Here is a 20,270-nt window from a genome sequence, read left to right on the forward strand (position 1 = left end):
TTAATCACCTATGTTAAACCTATATCCTACACCTCTAATAGTTTCAATATATTTAGGGGATTTATCATCATATTCTATCTTTTGCCTTAAATGCCTTATATGAACATCCACAGTTCTTGTCTCTCCAATAAAATCATATCCCCAGACTTTATCAAGCAAAAATTCCCTAGTTATTACTCTGCCTTTATTTTTTATTAGTATTTCCAGTACTTCAAATTCTTTTAATGTAAGCTCTATTTTTTTCCCGTCTTTTGTAACTTCATGATTTTCAAAATCTATAACTATACTATCAAACTTGAAAATTTTATCTATTGGATTATTTGATGTCCTTCTAAGCACAGCCTTAACTCTTGCAAGAAGTTCTCTTATAGAAAATGGTTTAGTTATATAATCATCTGCACCAAGTTCTAACCCTAAAATTTTATCTAATTCTTCGCTTTTAGCAGTTATCATAATTATTGGAATATTAGAAACACTAATGTCTTTTCTAACTTCTTTACATACATCATATCCATCTTTTTCTGGAAGCATCACATCCAGTAGCACTAAATCTGGCTTTTCATTTTTTATTAATTTTAAAGCATCTATTCCATTGCCAGCACAAATAACTTTATATCCGACATTTTCAAGATTAAATTTTATAAGTTCTTGGATATGCTCTTCATCATCTACAATAAGTATTTTATATTGTGACATTATACCCCTCCATTATTATTTCATATATATGTATGAAAACATTCGTCCACAATTTTTCCCAAATTTTCTATAAGAATAAAGTTCATATTCTTTATTACAAAATGTACAAATATCTACTGAATTTATATTTTGTAAATAAACTCCCTGACTTTTAAGTTGTGTACTTATACATAGTTTGAGATTTAATTTGTTATTTTTTATAATATCTATATCTTTATATGTTTTACAACTTTTAAATTTTTCAGCTACATCTTCACCTATTTCATAACAGCATTCCATATTATGAGGTCCTATATATGCAACTATATCAGATGGATTTGAATTAAATTCTTTTTTCATTTTTTCTATTGCTTTAATAACTATACAAGAAAGTGTCCCTCTCCATCCACTATGTATCGCAGCTATTACTTCTTTATTTGTATCATATATAATAACAGGTACACAATCAGCAGTAAACACACCTATTCCTATATTTTTTTTATTTGTTATAATTCCATCTCCTTTATAATTATATAAACTTAAACTATTATTTGTTATATATATATTATCTGAATGAATTTGACTTAAATACAATATATCTTCTAGTCCCATTAATTTCTTCAATTTTTCAATATTATTTTTACCAATATCTGAATTTATATTAAAATCAATATTATTTTTTGCTGTAGAAAAAAATATATTAGCATTTTTCACTTTTTCAGTTAAAAATTCATATTTATCTATTGCTATTTTTTTCATTTTTCTCTCCTTAATTAACATTATAACATTTACTCTTAAACATAATAATAAAAATAAATATATTTTAACTTATATTTAACATAATAAAAATGCCCTTTAGGGCATTTAACTTTTATTTGTCATTAAATTTTTTATTTCTTCCATAAATGTATTTATATCTTTAAATTGTCTATAAACAGAAGCAAATCTTACATATGCTACTTCATCTAAATTTTTTAAACTTTCCATAATCATTTCACCTATATAATCAGATTTTACTTCTGTAAGCATCTGATTACTTAATTTTTTTTCAATATCATTTGCTATAGCTTCAATTTGCATACGTGATATAGGCCTTTTTTGACATGCCTTCAAAAGACCGTTTATTATTTTAGACTTATCAAAATACTCTCTACTAGAATCTTTTTTTATAACTAAAATAGGAATATCTTCTACTTTTTCATAAGTAGTATATCTTTTGTTACATTTAAGACATTCTCTTCTTCTCCTTATAGCCATGTCATCTTCCGTAGATCTTGAATCTACTACTTTGCTTTCTTCATAACCGCAGAATGGACACTTCAACTTATTCACATCCTTGTAATTATAATATAATTAAATGTTTTTATTTATATTATAATTATACACTTTTATGTTACATTTTTCTACTCTTTGTTATTTTCAATAATCTCTTCTCCTTCAACAAGTATTACATCCACACCAATTTTAACTACTTTTGACCAAGGTATTTCAATTATATTATTTCTATTAAACCAAGAAACATTTTGATTAGGTAATAAAATAGATATTATTTTGTAACCATCACAATCAATTTTAAAATCTTTAATATATCCAAGCTTTGTTCCAGAATTAACATCTATTACTTCCATTGATTTTAAACTATTTATTGCATACATAGATTCTTCCATACTTTTTATCCCCCTTGCATTTTTCATAAATTTATTTTATAGGTTTATTCTAATATAATTTATATGAATATTTTAATTATTATATTATGATTATCTAATAAAAAAGTCTTTTTATTAAATATTTACCACTATATATAGATGTAATAGAAATTTAGAAACACTATAAATTGTATATCGAAAATTAATTTACAGCTTATTATAGGTTAGTGATATTATTTATTATATAAAATTTAAAGAGCCTAAAAAGGCTCTTATATATATTTTCTCATATGCTTAAGTGCGGTTTTTTCAAGACGAGATACTTGTGCTTGAGATATTCCAATTTCATCAGCAACCTCCATTTGAGTTCTTCCATCAAAAAATCTTAAAGATAATATTAATTTTTCTCTATCATTTAATTTTTTCATTGCTTCTTTTATAGATATATTTTCAAGCCAGCTATCATCTGAATTTTTATTATCACTTATTTGATCCATAACATATATTGCGTCTCCTCCATCATGATATATAGGTTCAAATAGTGAAACTGGATCTTGTATTGCATCTAAAGCAAATACAACTTCTTCTCTAGGAACTTTTAATTCTTTAGCAATTTGAGATATTGTAGGTTCTTTATTATTTTCACCTACTAATTTATCTCTTACTTGAAGCGCCCTATAAGCAATATCTCGTAAAGATCTGCTAACTCTTATAGAATTATTATCTCGTAAATATCTTCTAATTTCTCCTATTATCATAGGGACAGCATAAGTAGAAAATTTTACATTTTGAGATAAATCAAAATTATCTATAGCTTTAATTAATCCTATGCAACCTACTTGAAATAAATCATCTACATTTTCTCCTCTATTATTAAATCTTTGAATTACACTTAAAACTAATCTTAAATTACCTTTTATAAATTTTTCTCTAGAAGCCTCATCTCCATCCTTCATATTAATAAGCAGCTGCCTCATTTCATTTTCTTTTAAAACTGGAAGCTTTGCTGTATTAACTCCACAAATTTCAACTTTGTTAATCATCATTCCGTCATCAGCCCCTTTAGAATAATAGCATTTAAATTATTTCCCGAGGAGCCGATTTTTATACTAAGGACAATCTATATCATTTTGTTTATTTCTTTTTTTAATCTTTTTATTATTCTTTTTTCTAGTCTTGATATATATGATTGTGATATTCCTAGCATATCTGCAACTTCTTTTTGCGTTTTTTCACATTCTCCGTTTAAACCAAATCTTAGTTGTACTATTTCTTTTTCACGACTATTTAACTTGTTCATAGCTACTAACAAAAGTTGTTTATCAACTTCATCTTCTATTAGATTATATACAACATCATTATCTGTCCCTAAAATATCTGAAAGAAGAAGTTCATTCCCATCCCAATCAATATTTAAAGGTTCATAAAAAGATATTTCTGATTTTACTTTACTATTCCTTCTTAAATACATAAGTATTTCATTTTCAATACATCTAGATGCATATGTAGCAAGTTTAATTTTTTTATTAGGATCAAAAGTATTCACAGCTTTTATAAGACCTATGGTGCCTACTGATATTAAATCTTCAACATTTACTCCTGTATTTTCAAACTTACGTGCTATATATACTACTAATCTTAAATTTCTTTCAATTAATATGGATCTTATACTTTCATCACCTTCAATTAATTTAGCAACTAAATCCTCTTCTTCTTCTTTGCTTAAAGGAGGAGGAAGTGCATCATTACCTCCTATGTAATATAGTTTTTTTGCAAATATTTTAAAATTTAAAAGTAGTCTATTTAATATTACCTTAAGTCTAAACATAATTTCCCCCCAAATTAAATTATTCCTCTAGATAAAAGAGCTTGATAATCATCATAATCACTTAATCTATTTTCACAAACAGCAACTATTACTTCTCTTTTTTTTATTTCTTCACCATTATGAATAACTATATATTCTGGTTTAAATCCAATTAAATTACCTATTTGACCATTTACAACTTTATAAGGAATATAAAATTTATTTTTATCATTGATTTTAAAATCATCTATGTATTTTTTTTCTATTATCATTACAGGTAATTTAGTCGCAGGTTCTCTTAATTCATTTCCTGTATCTAAAAAAGCTCTAATGCTTTTTTCTTTACCTTTATTTATAATATCAACTTTATATATAAGTGAATTAATTTCTTTTCTATCTCTTATATATATGACAATTCTATCTATAAATAAATAAATGGTAATTATACATAAAATTAATTTTTTATAACTAAAATTTATAGTAATATTATTAATTTGCAATACTGAGTTTCCATTAATTTCAATAAAAAAACATAATCCTGCAAGAAGCATAGAGTATAAAACATAAATTGATCCAGCTTTTAAATTAAAAACAAAACTTTTATTCCTAAATAAAAGTAAAATCATTATAAATACCATTAGAATTTTAAATGGGAGTATAGTCAAAATTCTTAATTTAGGAAATATTATAGTTAATACATATAATCCTCCAATAAGTGATGGTACAATCATTTCTTTAAACCATATTTTAACTCTAAGTGTTTGAGAAGTTATATATAAAAGAAAATAATTTATTATAATATTTTCTAATAATAAAACATCTATATGTACTATCATATATCCCCCCCCTTTAATTTATTATATATCTATTTATTTTAAAATTTTGTCGTTTTATAATATTAAAATCCATTTTTTACCTTTAAAAAACGGCAAATTACATCATATTACTATTTTTTTTGCAAAATAAAAAAAGTGCATAATGCACTTTTTATATTTTAGAATTTCTTCTTAAAAAAGCTGGTATTTCTAAGTCTCCATCATCATATTTATCTTTTTCTAAAGTTAATGCTGCTTCACTTCTACCTGTAATAATATTATTTGCTGACTTTATTTCTCTTTTATTATCTTCAAATCCTGTTGCTATAACTGTAATTCTTATTTCATCTTTTAAATTTTCATCTATAACAGCTCCAACTATTATATTTGCATCTGGATCCGCTGCTTGTTGAACTATTTCCGCAGCTTCATTCATCTCAATTAATGAAAAATCTGGTCCACCAGTAATATTTAATAAAACTCCTGTAGCACCAACTATTGAAGTTTCTAACAAAGGACTTGATATAGCTTGTTTTGCAGCTTCTTGTGCTCTATTGTCACCTTTACCTTCACCTGTTCCCATATGCGCTAATCCTTTATCTATCATTATAGTTTTAACATCAGCAAAGTCTAAATTAACAAGTCCAGGTATCGTAATCAAATCTGAAATCCCTTGAACACCTTGTCTTAATACATTATCTGCTAATTTAAAAGATTCAGCTAAAGGAGTTTTTTTATCTACAATGCTTAAAAGTCTTTCATTAGGTATTGTTACAAGAGTATCTACTCTTTCTTTTAAGTTTTTTATACCCATTTCTGCATGAAGCATTCTTTTCCTACCTTCAAACGGGAAAGGTTTTGTAACTACTCCTACAGTTAAAATTCCCATTGACTTTGCTATTTCAGCTATTACAGGCGCAGCACCTGTACCTGTTCCGCCACCCATTCCAGCTGTTATAAATAACATATCAGCTCCTTTTATTGCTTGAGCTATTTCTTCCTTACTTTCTTCTGCAGCTTTCATGCCTATTTCTGGATTGGCTCCTGCACCTAATCCTTTTGTAAGTTTGTCACCTATTTGTATCTTTTGTGATGCTTGTGAACGCATTAAATCTTGTTTATCAGTATTTACAGCTATAAACTCTAAATTTTTTAATCCGTCTTTAATCATTCTATTAACAGCATTATTTCCTCCACCACCACAACCTATTACTTTTATCTGAGCAAATTGTTCAATTTCAACATCAAAATCTAGCACAATAATACCTCCTTAGAAAAAATCTGATAAAAATCCTTTTATCTTTGAAAATACACTATTATTTTCTGTATATTGTTGTTCCTCTTTATTAGAACTTTTTTGATTTGTATTTGTACGTGAGGTTATATTTGAAATTTTTTGTTCATTTTTTACATTTGGCGTATTTAATACATCTTTAATTATTCCTACAGCGGTTGTATAAATAGGATTGGATGCCCCTACATATTCAGGAACTCCTATTCTTACAGGTTTATCAAATATTTTTTTTGCTAAATTTACAACACCATTTAATAGAGCTATTCCGCCTCCAACTAACACAATTCCATTTATATCATTTAAATATCCACTTTCATAAATTTTTTTCCTCACAAGTTTTAAAAGTTCATCAGTTCTTGCTTCAATTATGTCTACTAATGTAGAATAATCTATCGTTATAGACTCATTATAATTTGAATTAATCTTTATTTTACTATCAATTTTGTCTAATTTTTCAACAGAACCATATTTTATTTTTAGTTTTTCAGCTTCTGAAAAAGGTATTTTTAGACAAATTGAAATATCATTTGTTATAGTACGTCCACCAAAAGGAATGGAATCTATACGAATTAAGTTACCTCCTTTATAAATAGATATATCTATTTTTTCAGCTCCTATATCTATAATAGCAGTTCCCATATTAATTTCATCTTTCTTTAAAACTATTTCCGATATAGCTAAAGGTTCTAATACAATACCACTAACATCCAATCCAGCTTTGTGAACACTTTTTATTAAATTATTAACTATTGTTGATTGTGCCAAAATCACATATGCATCTACTTCTAGTCTAATTCCAGACATACCTACAGGATCTTTTATACTATCATAACCATCTATAATATATTTTTTAGGTATTACACCTATAATTTCTTTATTCATTGGTACTGAGGTTATTTTAGCTGCTTTTAAAACCCTTTCTACATCTTTATTGCTAATCTCTCTATCTTCAGATGAAATTGCAACAACTCCTTTGCTAGATACAAGTTCACATATTCCCCCTGATAAAGATACATAAACATTTCTTATATGAGTATCTATCATTCTTTCAAGTTGCTCAATACACTGCTTTATTGCTTCTGCAGTAGCATCTATATCAACTACTATACCTTGTTTTAATCCATTGCAATTAGCTGAAGACACTCCTAATATTTGAAGTTTTTCTTGTCTATCTTTTTTACCAATTGCAACGCAAATTTTTGAAGAACCAATATCCATACCTACTATGTATTCATCCATTAAGTCATTTTCCCCCCTTATAAGAGAACCCTATTTGTATATATTCAACAAAAAATCTATTTTTCCTCTTAATTTTATAGAAATTTATAATATTTTATGAATAACTTTAATATAAATTATAAAATAATTTTTCATATAATGCTACAAAAAATTAAAAGGCGGAAATTTCCACCTTTTAATTTGCTTTCTCAAGTTCATTAATACTAACACTTCTTGTATGTACTGTGTGATTCCAATCTTTTTTGTTTTTATCAATTATACCCTGAATTGATATTGGAATCCAAGTTATTGTATATATAGGGAATATTAAATAATAAAATAGTACTTTTAAGCTTAATTTTTTATCAAGAAATAATACTATTGGAGTGTAAATGAATTGCAATATTGCAACAATCAAAAGAACAACTGTAACTGTATTTAAATTATTAATATTTAAAAACCAATTAATAAGCTCTGGTAAATTTTTAATTTTAGTTAGTCCGTCTATTATTGTTGCTATACCCAATACTACTATAGTTATTGGTTGAACACTATAAAGAGCACAATCTAGAGCAGTAAAATTAAACTCTTTAATAAATTTTTTGAGCAATTTTAGAAAGTATCTGCTTGCTACATCAGCATATCCTTGCATCCATCTTTTTCTTTGCCACCACGATTGTGCTAAAGTAAGAGGCTTTTCATCATATACCACAGCATCATGTGCCCATCCTACCTTATATCCATGTAATACTAATTTACATGTAAACTCTAAATCTTCAGTAAGACATGTTGCTCCCCAACCTAATTCTCTTAAAATATCGGTATCTATGCAACAACCTGTTCCTCCTAATTGATTAGATAAACCTAAATTTTCTCTTGATAACTGAAACATTCTATTTGAAGTCCAAAACGCGATAGAATATACACCAGTAACCCAAGTATCATTAGGATTTTTACTATCTAAGTATCCTTGAACAACTTTGAAACCTTCGCATAATTTATTATTCATCTCTTTTAAGAAATTTTTGGAAACAAGATTATCAGCATCGAAAACTACAACAGCATCATACTTTTTATCCATCTTAAATATTTTATCAAACATCCATTCTAATGCATAGCCTTTTCCTTTTTTTGTTTTATTAAATCTCTCATATACAATAGCTCCTGCAGCTTTAGCTTTAGCTGCTGTTTTATCTGTACAGTTATCTGCAACTACAAAGATATCATATAATTCTTTAGGATAATCTAATATATTTAAACTATATATAATATCTTGAATTACTTTTTCTTCGTTATGGGCAGCAACTATAAGAGCAAAAGATTTCTCAGGTTCAAATATATTTTTTTTCTTTTTTCTATAAAATCCAAAGAAAGAAATACACAAATAATACATAGAAATAATAAAAACAATATTGCTTAAGATATTTGCACTAACCTGCATTATTGATTTTATAATATTCAATATTAATCCCCCCTAGTTCACAGATATTTTAGCACATATTATTACTAATTACTATAGTATTTTAATTTTTTATATAAGATATTTTTTAATTTATATATTTTCCCTAAAATTAATAAATGCAATTTTATCACTAAATCCGATTTATTTAATAAAATACTTCTTAAAATTTATAATTATAATTAAGCTAAGTCACAACAAACTATAAATTAGCTTTTACTCTATAAGTTTATATAATTTAAAGATTTGTATTATATGTAAACTTTCATCAATATTTTTTAATAAAAGTACTTTTTAGGTATAATCTTAATTATTATATTAAAACATAATCATTTTTTTAAATATATTTTTATCTATAGCATAATCTTCTGCAGTGGCATTATTAATTATTCCTTTTTTACATAATTCAGCCAAAGCCATATCCATAGTTTTCATTCCATATTTTATACCTGTCTGAATAGATGATTCAATTTGATGAGTTTTACCTTCTCTAATCAAATTTTGTATTGCTGGTGTTCCTATCATAATCTCTAATGCTGCAGTTCTTCCTCCACCAAAAGCATTTGGAATTAATTGTTGAGATATTATACCTTGAATTACAGAGGCAAGTTGAATCCTTATTTGTGTTTGAGCATGAGGTGGAAAAACATCTATTATTCTATCTATTGTTTTAGCTGCTCCTATAGTATGAAGAGTAGAAAAAACTAGATGTCCAGTTTCTGCTGCAGTTATAGCAATTGAAATTGTCTCTAAATCTCTCATTTCTCCTACTAAAATTACATCTGGATCTTCACGTAATATATGTTTAAGAGCATTTTGATAACTAATGCTATCCTTCCCTATTTCTCTTTGATTTATTATAGATTTATGATGACTATGTAAATATTCTATAGGATCTTCTAGTGTAATAATATGTACAGCTTTACTTAAATTTATTTCATTTATCATAGCAGCTAGTGTTGTACTTTTACCACTACCTGTTGGACCAGTAACTAAAATTAATCCTCTTTGCTTTAATGTAAGCTCTTTTATTATAGGTGGAAATTTTAGTTCTTCTAAAGTTGGAATTTTTGATGATATATATCTTATAGCTAAGGAATCTGTTCCTTTTTGTTTAAATATATTAACTCTAAATCTTCCAATACTATCTATAGAATAAGATATATCAATTTCTCCTTTATCTATATATTTTTTATAATCATCTTCATTGTTTAGTATTTCTTTTACATATTGATTAGTTTCTAATGAAGATAATTTATTAGAATTTATATAAACTAATTCTCCGTCAATTCGCAAAATAGGTGGAGCATCAACTGTTAAATGAAGATCTGAAGCTTTTTTTTCTACAGTTAAATTTAAAAGTTCATTTAACGTCATAATTTTATCCTCCAAATTTAAAATTTTATAATTTTATTTTATAGATAATATTTTAACACACTTTTGTTATTTTAAATATACTGAATTTAAAATAATAGAGTTAGAAACAAAGAAATTTATATATTCCTAAGTTTTCTAACTCTTATTGTATATTTTATTATTATTTTTATATCCATATTTAAACTAAATCCTTTTTCTATTTATCACTGATTAAGTTCTTTAAATAATTTTTTTAAAGCTCTTTTTTCAATCCTAGACACATAAGAACGTGATATACCCAACATTTTTGCAATTTCTCTTTGTGTTTTGGGTTTGCCATCAAGAAGTCCATACCTCATTTCTACAACAATTTTTTCTCTATGTGCAAGACAGCTTTCTATTTTGTTATATAATTTTTTTACTTGGATTTTATTTTCTACAACTTCTATTATGGAGTCTTCATCACTGCTTAAAACATCCATAAGAGATATTTCGTTTCCTTCTTTATCTATTCCTATAGGTTCTTGAAGATACACTTCTCCTTTTGTTTTTTTATTATTCCTAATTAGCATAAGTATTTCATTTTCTATACATCTAGCTGCATAAGTTGCTAATCTTGTTCCTTTTGAACTATCATAAGAATCTATAGCTTTTATTAATCCTACAGTACCTATAGATATTAAATCATCTACTTCTTTCCCTTGGTAAGAGTATTTTTTTACAATATGAGCTACAAGTCTTAAATTTCTTTCTACTAAAATGCTTTTGGCAAGTAAATCTCCATTTTTAAGTCTTTCTAAATATTCCTTTTCTTCTCTATCATCAAGTGGCTGAGGAAAAGAATTACCATTAGTAACATACGCTACTAAAAAAGTCATGCTGCCAACTAAATTTAATAAACAATTTACGAAGAACACAGTTGATCCTCCTAATAGTGCTTATTAATATAATATGGCAGAACAATAAAAAAAGTGACTATATTAAAAATTATTTTTTTAAATAATCGTATATAGATAAAACTATGTCCTTAAATATAGGAACTGCAGTATTAGCCGCCTGTTCGTTTTTATTGTCTATATCTTTTACAAATACTACCATAGAATAATATTTATTTTTAACTTTAAAAAATCCTATAAACCAACCATCTGAGGTTTTTTTATTTCCATCTATTCTAGTAGAAGTCCCAGTTTTACCTCCTATTTCTATATTTTTAATATCTGCTTCTACTCCTGTTCCTCTTCTAACAACTTTTATCATTTGATTTTTTAAAGAATTTGCTGTACTTTTCTTTAATGTGCTATATTCTTCTGTCTTAAGTAATTCTTTTACTTCATTGTTATCCCCAACATAAGCTTCAACTATATATGGTTTTACATAAATTCCATTATTAACCACAGTATTAACAATACCTACTGCTTGAATTGGAGTTATTCTCATGCTCTGACCAATTGCTAATTGTCCGGCTCCCTCCCCAGGTAATTTAGGCATAACGTAATCTCCTGTAACTTCACTATCAAATCCGAGAACTTTTGAAAAAATACCTTGAGATTGAGCTTCAGCTATAATATTATTTACACCTACTTTATCTCCAATTTGAGCAAATATATTATTACATGAAACTATTAAAGCCTCTTCAGGATCCAAAATACCATGATCTTTTTTTTCATCAATATTATATATATTTTGTTTACATGAATATTTTTCTCCTAAATTTATACTATTTCTTTCAAGCCCTGCTTCTTCTACTATTATTTTAAATATAGAACCAGGTTCAAATCCATTTTGCGTTGTAGATCCTAAATTTACATTAGGTTTAGTATCATCTTTTTGTGTCATTGCAAGTATTTTCCCACTATTGCTCTCTGAAAGTATAACTCCTATTTGCTCATGTTTTTTATATTTATCATCTTTTAATATTTCTTTTATATTATCTTGAATATTTTTATCTAAAGTTAGTCTTAAGTTTGTATTATTTTCTGGAGTTATAAATTCTCCTAAAGAAACATTTCCATTAATATCTTTAACAAAATTTATAGTAGGATATTGATTAAGCTTTGTTTTATTATATACAATCATTTCCAAAGAATCTTTAGATTTAAGTTTATTATCAACTTGATTTCTAGGATTTATAATCATATTTTCAATTTTCCATGCTTCACTTCTATCAACAACTGAAGTTGAATATGTATAAAATCCTTTAACATCTTTTATATTTTTTAATTTATTATATGTAATTTCATCTATTTCATAAGTTAATTTTTTAGATGTACCATTTAATCCAACTTTAGATAAATCATAACTATTATCATAGTTTCTAAGTATATATATTAGGGCATATAAGTCATCAGATTTTGTCCCCATATTATTTTTTATAAAAGCGGATGTATCTATAACAGCATAATATTTATTTTTATATTTTAAAAGTTCTTTTCCATTTTTATCAAATAATCGATAATTTAAATCACTTTTAGGTATTTTATCTGTATATTGTGAATCTGCCCATACACTTAATTTATATGCTTCATCAACCATTAATATTTTTATTCTCCACCAAATAATTACAAAAATAAGGAATATACTAACTATAAATATAATTATTCTCTTTTTTTGGATTTTATCTCTCATAAAAACACCTCACTATGACTTAATTTTAGCCTAAAGTGAGGTTTTTTATTCCATATTTATTGTTTTTGTAAAAATTGCTTTATATTTGCAACCAATAAATCTATAGCAACTTTATTATGTCCACCTTCTGGTATAATAATGTCTGCATATCTTTTAGTTGGCTCAATAAATTGCATATGCATAGGCCTTACAACATTTAAATATTGATCAATTACTGAATTTACAGTTCTTCCTCTTTCATTTATATCTCTTATAAGTCTTCTAATTATTCTAACATCTGGATCGGTATCTACATATATTTTTATATCTAATAAGTCCCTAAGTTCTATTTCTTGAAGTATTAATATTCCTTCTAAAATTATAATATCTTTAGGTTCAACTTTTATAGTTTCTTTTTTTCTATTATGAAGAGAAAAGTCATAAATTGGCTTATAAATTTCTTGTCCTTTTAATAAGCTTTTTAAATGTTCTATAAGAAGTGGTGTATCAAAAGCATCTGGATGATCATAGTTTGTTTTTATTCTTTCTTCAAAAGAAAGATGACTTTGATCTTTATAATAAGAATCCTGTTCAATCATTGCAATACAATTTCCATCAAATTTATTGTATATTTCTCGAGCAATTGTACTTTTACCTGAACCAGTTCCACCAGTAATTCCTATTAAAATTGGGCGTTTCATCAATTTTCTCCCTTCTTATGTTAAGACTAAAAATTATTTTATTATTTGTAAAAATTTATTTAAAATATTTATTTCTAATTTTTAATTTCTTTATACTTTATAAGCATATCATCCTTTTTTAGTTCAATATCTGTAGAAATAGTATAAAGCATTTGAGCTTGTGGAGTTGATTCAATTTTATTTCCTTCTATATCCCTAATATTTTTTAAAATTATTTCAAAATTATTTCCAATTGGCCTAAAAACTTCAACTTTATCTCCTTCAAATACTTTATTTCTTTGTTCTATTAAAGCTGTTTTTGTTGAAGAATTATACTCTTTTACAATTCCAACTATATCATAATTTCTTATATATGAAGATGTTTTATAAACTTGTTTATTTTTTTCTCCAAAATAAAATCCTGTATGATATTCTCTATGACTTGACATTTCAAGAATTTTCATCCAGTTTTCATTATATTTATAATTTTTAGGATCATTAAAGTAAGAATCTATTGCCTCTCTATATGCTTTTACAGTAGTAGCAACATAAAATGCGCTTTTCATTCTTCCTTCTATCTTAAATGAGCTAATTCCTGCATTTACAAGCTCTGGTATATGCTCAATCATACATAAATCTTTAGAATTCATTATATATGTACCTTTATCATCTTCAAAAACAGGAAAATATTCTCCTGGCCTTTTTTCTTCCATCAAATAATACTTATATCTACAAGGTTGTGCACATTCACCTCTGTTTGCATCCCTTCCAGTCATATAATTGGATAAAAGACATCTGCCAGAATATGACATGCACATAGATCCATGTATAAAAGCTTCTAATTCACAATCTTCTGGTAGTTTTTTGCGTATTTCTTTAATCTGATTAAGAGATAATTCTCTTGCAAGAACTATTCTTTTAATTCCTATTTTATGCCAAAAAAGTGCTGATTTCCAATTTACATTATTTGCTTGAGTACTTAAATGTAATTCTAAATTAGGTACTGTTTCCTTTGCAGTCATTATAATACCTGGATCTGATACTATAAGCGCATCTACATCTAAATTATATAATTCTTTTAAATATTCTTCTAATCCTTCTAAATCCTCATTATGGGGGAAAACATTTAATGTAACATATATCTTTTTATTTCTATCATGAGCATATTGTATAGCCTCTAAAAGTTCATTATTATCGAAATTATCCGCAAATGCTCTTAAATTAAGCTTGCTACCTCCTAAATAAACAGCATCAGCGCCAAAATTTATAGCAGTTTTAAGTTTTTCTAAATTACCTGCTGGAGCTAAAAGCTCAGGTTTATTCATCGGTATTCCTCCTCTTAGTAGTTACTGCTATACCATCCCCCATAGGTATAACTGAAGTTATTAATTCTTTATTATTTGATATTGCTTCTAAATAAGATTGCATTCGTTTTACAATAGTTATCTTTCTTTTTTTTACTAATTCTTTGGATGCTACCATACCTCTAAAAAGTACATTGTCAGCAATAATAATTCCATCTTTGTTTAATAATTTTAAACAATAAGGTAAAAAATGATTATAATGCCCCTTACCTGCATCTATAAAAATCAAATCATATTTATCTTTTAATTTTTCTAAAATATCTAAACAATCACCTTGAACAATATTAATTTTATCTTTAAATCCATATTTACATATATTATTATAAGCTATATCAACCATTTGGGGATTTCTTTCAATAGTTGTAATTTTACTATCAAAATTACAACTTATACTCATAAGTATAGCTGAATATCCTATAGCTGTACCTAATTCTAATATTTTTTTAGGCTTTTTTATATTTATCATTAATTGAAGGAATTTCCCAACTTCTTTTTGTATTATAGGAACAGAATTTTCTTTTGCATATATTTCTAATTCTTTAAGTACACCTTCATTATCAGGTATAAGTTTTCTTATATACTGTTCCATATAATCGTAAGTAATTCCACTCATTAAATTTCCTCCATTTATTTATTCATTTTTAATAAATTTTCATCAGATTCTTTTTTATATTTTAAAAATTCATTATAATCTCTTGTAAAAAAATGAGTTTTAGTTCCATCAAATTTAGATACAAAATATAAATAATTAGTTTTTGCTGGGTTTAATGCTGCTTCAATTGCACTTTTCCCAGGATTTGATATTGGGCCAACAGGTAATGCTTTTACTTTGTAAGTATTATAAGGAGATTCTATTTTTAAGTCATTATACGTATATACTGTTTTGTGAATCCCCAAAACATATTCTACGGTAGCACAAGATTGAAGCGGCATTTTTTCTTTAATTCTATTATAAAATACAGAAGCAACTATAGGTCTTTCAGATGAAACTTCAGCTTCTTTTTCTATTATAGAAGCCATAATAATTATCTTATCAATTTCTTCTTCATTTATTAATTTATTATTTTCTTCTTCTATTTCTTTTAATACTTTTTCAAAGTTATTAATCATTATATTAATAATTTCTTTCCCACTCATATCTTTAGCAAATTCATAAGTATCTGGAAATAAATATCCTTCTAATTGATATTTTCTGTTTTTATCTTTTTTTATATATGTGGGTAATTTATATTCCTTTATACTTTTTATAAATTTATCTTTTGAAATAACTTTTTTTTCTTCGAGTAAAGAGGCAATATTATCAATTGTGTACCCTTCTGGTATAGTTACTTTAACAAGGTTTTTATTATATTTGCCTTCATTAAGAATTTTAACAAATTCATCTAGCGATATTTTATTAGATATACTATAAATACCTGGCTTTATATTTGTGTTGAATTTTTGCTTTTTTATATACCATTTTGTTAAATAAAGATTTTTTATTTTATTTTCATTATAAAGAGAAGCAATTAATTTATTTAAATTATCACCATTACTTACTTTTACTTCAATATTTCCATTATTATTTATAAAAGGCTGTTTTATTGTCCCTACAATATTTAAATAAATTTTAAATACTATAAAGGCAAATATAATAACAAAAGGTATAATAAATTTTTTCATAACCTACCTCTATTTTAACAAATAATTTTTATTTGTTTCTATTCATGGCTTTTTTCCTTAATTCAGTATTTAATATTTTTTTTCTCAATCTTATAGACTTAGGAGTAATTTCTACAAGTTCATCTGAGGCAACAAATTCAAGGCATTGCTCTAAAGACATAACTTTTACAGGTGATAATCTTAAAGCATCATCTGATCCAGAAGCTCTAGTATTTGAAAGATGTTTCTTTTTGCATACATTTACTTCAACATCACCTGACCTTGAGTATTCTCCAACAATCATTCCTTCATATACTTCCGTTCCTGGTCCTATAAATAAAGTACCTCTTTCTTGAGCATTATATAATCCATAAGTAACTGCTTCTCCAGTTTCAAAAGCAACTATTGAACCTCTTGTTCTTTCTGGTATATCTCCTTTATATTTATCATATCCATTAAGTATATGGTTCATTATACCATTGCCTTTTGTATCAGTCATAAATTCATTTCTAAATCCTATAAGTCCTCTAGATGGTATTAAAAATTCTAATCTAGTATAACCATTTATTGCAGAAGTCATATTTATCATTTCTGCTTTTCTAGGCCCAAGTTTTTCCATAACAACTCCCATAAATTCTTCTGGTACATCTATAGTTAATTTTTCAATAGGTTCTAATAATACTCCATTTTCTTCTTTAAATATTACAGTTGGTTTTGATACTTGGAATTCATAACCTTCTCTTCTCATAGTTTCAATTAAAATTGAAAGATGTAATTCTCCTCTTCCACTTACTTTAAAATTATCTGGAGAATCGGTTTCCTCTACTCTAAGACTTACATTGGTTTGTATTTCTTTCATTAATCTATCTCTTAAATGTCTAGAAGTTACAAATTCACCTTCTCTTCCTGCAAAAGGAGAATCATTAACCATAAAGTTCATACTTAAAGTAGGTTCATCAATTTCTATAAAAGGTAAAGCTTCTGGTTTACTTGGATCTGCTAAAGTTTCACCTATGTTAATATTAGGTATTCCAGAAACAGCAACTATATCTCCAATTTTAGCTTCTTCTACTTCTTCTTTTTTTAATCCTTTAAATACATAAAGATTTGATATTTTAACGTTATTGATAGTACCATCTCTTTTTATAAGTGCAGCTTGTTGATTTTTTCTTATAATTCCTCTTTCAATTTTACCTATAGCAATTTTACCTACATATTCATTAGAATCCAATGTTGTAACTAACATTTGAAATGGTTCATCTAAATATCCTGAAGGAGCCTGTACTTTTTTAATAATAGTATCAAATAATGGCTCCATACTATTACTTTCATCATTTAATTCATTCTTTGCTATACCATCTTTAGCAGAACAATATACTATAGGAAAGTCAAGTTGTTCATCATTAGCACCTAATTCAATAAAAAGGTCAAACACTTCATCTATAACTTCATTTGGTCTTGCATCTTGTCTATCTATTTTATTAATAACAACTATAGGTTTTAAATTTAATTCTAAAGCTTTTTTAAGGACAAATTTAGTTTGAGGCATAGGTCCTTCAAAAGAATCTACAACTAATAAAACACTGTCAACCATTTTTAAAACCCTTTCAACTTCTCCACCAAAATCTGCATGCCCAGGGGTATCAACAATATTAATTTTAATACCATTATGCTCAACCGAAGTATTCTTAGAAAGTATAGTTATTCCTCTTTCCCTTTCTAAATCATTTGAATCCATAACTCTTTCTTGAATTTTTTCATTTTCCCTAAAAATATTACTTTGTTTTAACATAGCATCAACTAAAGTAGTTTTACCATGATCAACATGGGCTATTATAGCAATATTTCTTATATCATCTCTTGTAAATAATTCCATGTAAATTCCTCCATATCTTGCATAAAAAAATAAACTTCAATATGTGCAATAAATTTAATCAAATAAAAATTGGATACTATATAGTACCCAATTTTATTTAACATAATTTATTCTAATATTAACATTATAAAAAGTCAACTTAACATTAAAATAAATAATTATAAATTATATTTCCATTATTATAGGTAGAATCATAGGTTTTCGTTTTGTTTTTTCATATAGGAAAATTCTTAAAGCTTCCCTAATATTAGATTTTATAGTTGCCCATTCAGTTATATGTTTTTCTTCACATTCTTTCAAAGCATCCTTTACAATTAATCTTGCTTCTTCCATTAAATCTTCGGATTCTCTTACATATACAAATCCACGAGATATAATATCTGGTCCAGCTATTACACTACCTGTCTCTTTTTCAATAGTAACAACTACAGTTAATATACCATCTTGTGATAAATGTTTCCTATCTCTTAGTACTATATTTCCTACATCTCCTACCCCTAATCCATCTACAAATACTTGTCCTGATATAACAGTTCCATTCTTTTTTATAGAATCTCTTGTAACTTCTATTATATCTCCATTATCTGAAATTACTATATTTTCTTTTGCTAGTCCCAATTTCATTGCTAGTTCTGCATGTTGCTTTAAATGTCTATATTCGCCATGAACTGGTATAAAAAATTTAGGTTTAACTAATATATGCATTAATTTTAGTTCTTCTTGACAAGCATGGCCTGAAACATGAACATCTGCCAAAGCCTCATAAATTACTTCTGCTCCTTTTTTAAATAATTGATTTATAACTCTAGAAACTAATTTTTCATTTCCAGGTATAGGTGTGGCAGATATAATTACTGTATCTCCTGGAACAATATTTACTTTTTTATGTTCAGATGCCGCCATTCTTGAAAGAGCTGACATAGGCTCACCTTGGCTTCCAGTAGTTATAATTACTATCTGATTATCATTATATCTATTTATATTATCTATGCTTATTAATACTTCTTTTTCCATATTTATATATCCTAATTCCGCTGCAACTGCCACAATATTTTCCATACTTCTGCCTGATACTGCAACTTTTCTTCCATATTTACTTGCTGCAGTTACAATTTGTTGAATTCTATGAATATTAGATGCAAAAGTAGCAACAATTATTCTTCCTTTTGCATCAGAAAATATATTTTCAAAAGTTTCTCCTACTGTACTTTCAGACATAGTATATCCAGGTCTTTCTACATTAGTACTATCTGCAAGCATAGCAATTACACCTTTTTTGCCAAGCTCTGCAAATCTTGGTAAATCAGCTACTTCTCCATCAATTGGAGTATAATCTATTTTAAAGTCCCCAGTATGAAGTATAACCCCTAATGGTGTATGAATTGCTATAGCAACTGAATCAGCAATACTGTGACTTGTTTTTATAAATTCAACTGAAACACTTTCAAGTTTAATTATATCTTTAGCAGCAACCCGTATAAGTTTAACTGTACTTAACAAACCATGTTCTTTTAATTTTGATTCTACAATTCCAAGAGTAAGTTTTGTACCATAAACAGGAACATTTAATTGCTTAAGAACATAAGGTAATGCTCCTATATGATCTTCATGTCCATGAGTTAAAAAAATTCCTCTTACCTTGTCAATATTTTTTATAAGATAACTTATATCAGGTATTACAACATCTATCCCAAACATATCTTCATCTGGAAATCTTAATCCACAGTCTATTATTAATATATCATTTTTATATTCAATAACCGTTAAATTTTTTCCTATTTCATTTACTCCTCCTAGAGGTATTATTCGTATTTTTTCTTTTTCTTTTTTCATGT

Annotated in this window: 19 protein-coding genes; all 19 read right to left on the reverse strand. The window is 26.4% G+C overall.

Annotated features, from left to right (window positions below):
* Entirely contained in the window at positions 1-696 is a 696-nt protein-coding gene (locus EGD97_RS01895) for a winged helix-turn-helix domain-containing protein (RefSeq protein ID WP_078681555.1), read from the reverse strand.
* A 15-nt stretch (positions 697-711) separates the two neighbouring features.
* Positions 712-1,434, reverse strand: a complete 723-nt coding sequence (pgeF, locus tag EGD97_RS01900) for a peptidoglycan editing factor PgeF (RefSeq protein WP_078681554.1) — start codon at positions 1,432-1,434, stop codon at positions 712-714.
* 105 nt (positions 1,435-1,539) lie between these two features.
* On the reverse strand, positions 1,540-1,998 hold the full coding sequence (gene nrdR, locus EGD97_RS01905) for a transcriptional regulator NrdR (RefSeq protein WP_078681553.1): 459 nt from the start codon (positions 1,996-1,998) through the stop codon (positions 1,540-1,542).
* Positions 1,999-2,078: 80 nt separating this feature from the next.
* Complete coding sequence (locus EGD97_RS01910) at positions 2,079-2,342, reverse strand: YlmC/YmxH family sporulation protein (RefSeq protein ID WP_078681552.1); 264 nt, start codon at positions 2,340-2,342, stop codon at positions 2,079-2,081.
* 251 nt (positions 2,343-2,593) lie between these two features.
* The gene (gene sigG, locus EGD97_RS01915; RefSeq protein ID WP_078681551.1) at positions 2,594-3,367 is read right to left on the reverse strand and encodes an RNA polymerase sporulation sigma factor SigG; all 774 of its coding nucleotides are present in this window, start codon (positions 3,365-3,367) and stop codon (positions 2,594-2,596) included.
* 74 nt (positions 3,368-3,441) lie between these two features.
* The gene (sigE, locus tag EGD97_RS01920; protein WP_078681550.1) at positions 3,442-4,149 is read right to left on the reverse strand and encodes an RNA polymerase sporulation sigma factor SigE; all 708 of its coding nucleotides are present in this window, start codon (positions 4,147-4,149) and stop codon (positions 3,442-3,444) included.
* A gap of 14 nt (positions 4,150-4,163) precedes the next feature.
* Positions 4,164-4,964, reverse strand: a complete 801-nt coding sequence (gene spoIIGA, locus EGD97_RS01925; RefSeq protein ID WP_078681549.1) for a sigma-E processing peptidase SpoIIGA — start codon at positions 4,962-4,964, stop codon at positions 4,164-4,166.
* 151 nt (positions 4,965-5,115) lie between these two features.
* Positions 5,116-6,201, reverse strand: coding sequence for a cell division protein FtsZ (gene ftsZ / locus EGD97_RS01930; protein ID WP_078681548.1), 1,086 nt, complete (start codon positions 6,199-6,201; stop codon positions 5,116-5,118).
* A 12-nt stretch (positions 6,202-6,213) separates the two neighbouring features.
* On the reverse strand, positions 6,214-7,476 hold the full coding sequence (gene ftsA, locus EGD97_RS01935; protein WP_127836400.1) for a cell division protein FtsA: 1,263 nt from the start codon (positions 7,474-7,476) through the stop codon (positions 6,214-6,216).
* Positions 7,477-7,651: 175 nt separating this feature from the next.
* On the reverse strand, positions 7,652-8,917 hold the full coding sequence (locus EGD97_RS01940; protein WP_078681546.1) for a glycosyltransferase family 2 protein: 1,266 nt from the start codon (positions 8,915-8,917) through the stop codon (positions 7,652-7,654).
* Between the two features lie 315 nt (positions 8,918-9,232).
* Positions 9,233-10,294, reverse strand: a complete 1,062-nt coding sequence (locus tag EGD97_RS01945) for a type IV pilus twitching motility protein PilT (protein ID WP_127836446.1) — start codon at positions 10,292-10,294, stop codon at positions 9,233-9,235.
* A gap of 200 nt (positions 10,295-10,494) precedes the next feature.
* Complete coding sequence (sigK, locus tag EGD97_RS01950) at positions 10,495-11,187, reverse strand: RNA polymerase sporulation sigma factor SigK (protein WP_078681544.1); 693 nt, start codon at positions 11,185-11,187, stop codon at positions 10,495-10,497.
* Between the two features lie 70 nt (positions 11,188-11,257).
* Entirely contained in the window at positions 11,258-12,895 is a 1,638-nt protein-coding gene (locus tag EGD97_RS01955) for a penicillin-binding transpeptidase domain-containing protein (RefSeq protein WP_078681543.1), read from the reverse strand.
* 56 nt (positions 12,896-12,951) lie between these two features.
* Entirely contained in the window at positions 12,952-13,575 is a 624-nt protein-coding gene (udk, locus tag EGD97_RS01960) for a uridine kinase (protein WP_078681542.1), read from the reverse strand.
* A 74-nt stretch (positions 13,576-13,649) separates the two neighbouring features.
* Entirely contained in the window at positions 13,650-14,879 is a 1,230-nt protein-coding gene (locus EGD97_RS01965) for a peptidase U32 family protein (protein ID WP_078681541.1), read from the reverse strand.
* Entirely contained in the window at positions 14,872-15,531 is a 660-nt protein-coding gene (locus tag EGD97_RS01970; protein WP_078681540.1) for an O-methyltransferase, read from the reverse strand. Before EGD97_RS01970 ends, EGD97_RS01965 begins: the two co-directional genes overlap by 8 nt.
* Before the next feature lie 14 nt (positions 15,532-15,545).
* Positions 15,546-16,580, reverse strand: a complete 1,035-nt coding sequence (gene mltG / locus EGD97_RS01975; RefSeq protein WP_078681539.1) for an endolytic transglycosylase MltG — start codon at positions 16,578-16,580, stop codon at positions 15,546-15,548.
* Between the two features lie 28 nt (positions 16,581-16,608).
* Positions 16,609-18,435 (reverse strand): translational GTPase TypA, encoded by a 1,827-nt coding sequence (gene typA, locus EGD97_RS01980; RefSeq protein ID WP_078681538.1) that lies wholly within the window; start codon positions 18,433-18,435, stop codon positions 16,609-16,611.
* 165 nt (positions 18,436-18,600) lie between these two features.
* Positions 18,601-20,268, reverse strand: coding sequence for a ribonuclease J (locus tag EGD97_RS01985; RefSeq protein WP_078681537.1), 1,668 nt, complete (start codon positions 20,266-20,268; stop codon positions 18,601-18,603).
* Positions 20,269-20,270: the final 2 nt, after the last annotated feature.

It is taken from the genome of Clostridium prolinivorans (assembly GCF_004011155.1).
GTDB lineage: Bacteria > Bacillota > Clostridia > Clostridiales > Clostridiaceae > Clostridium_AT > Clostridium_AT prolinivorans.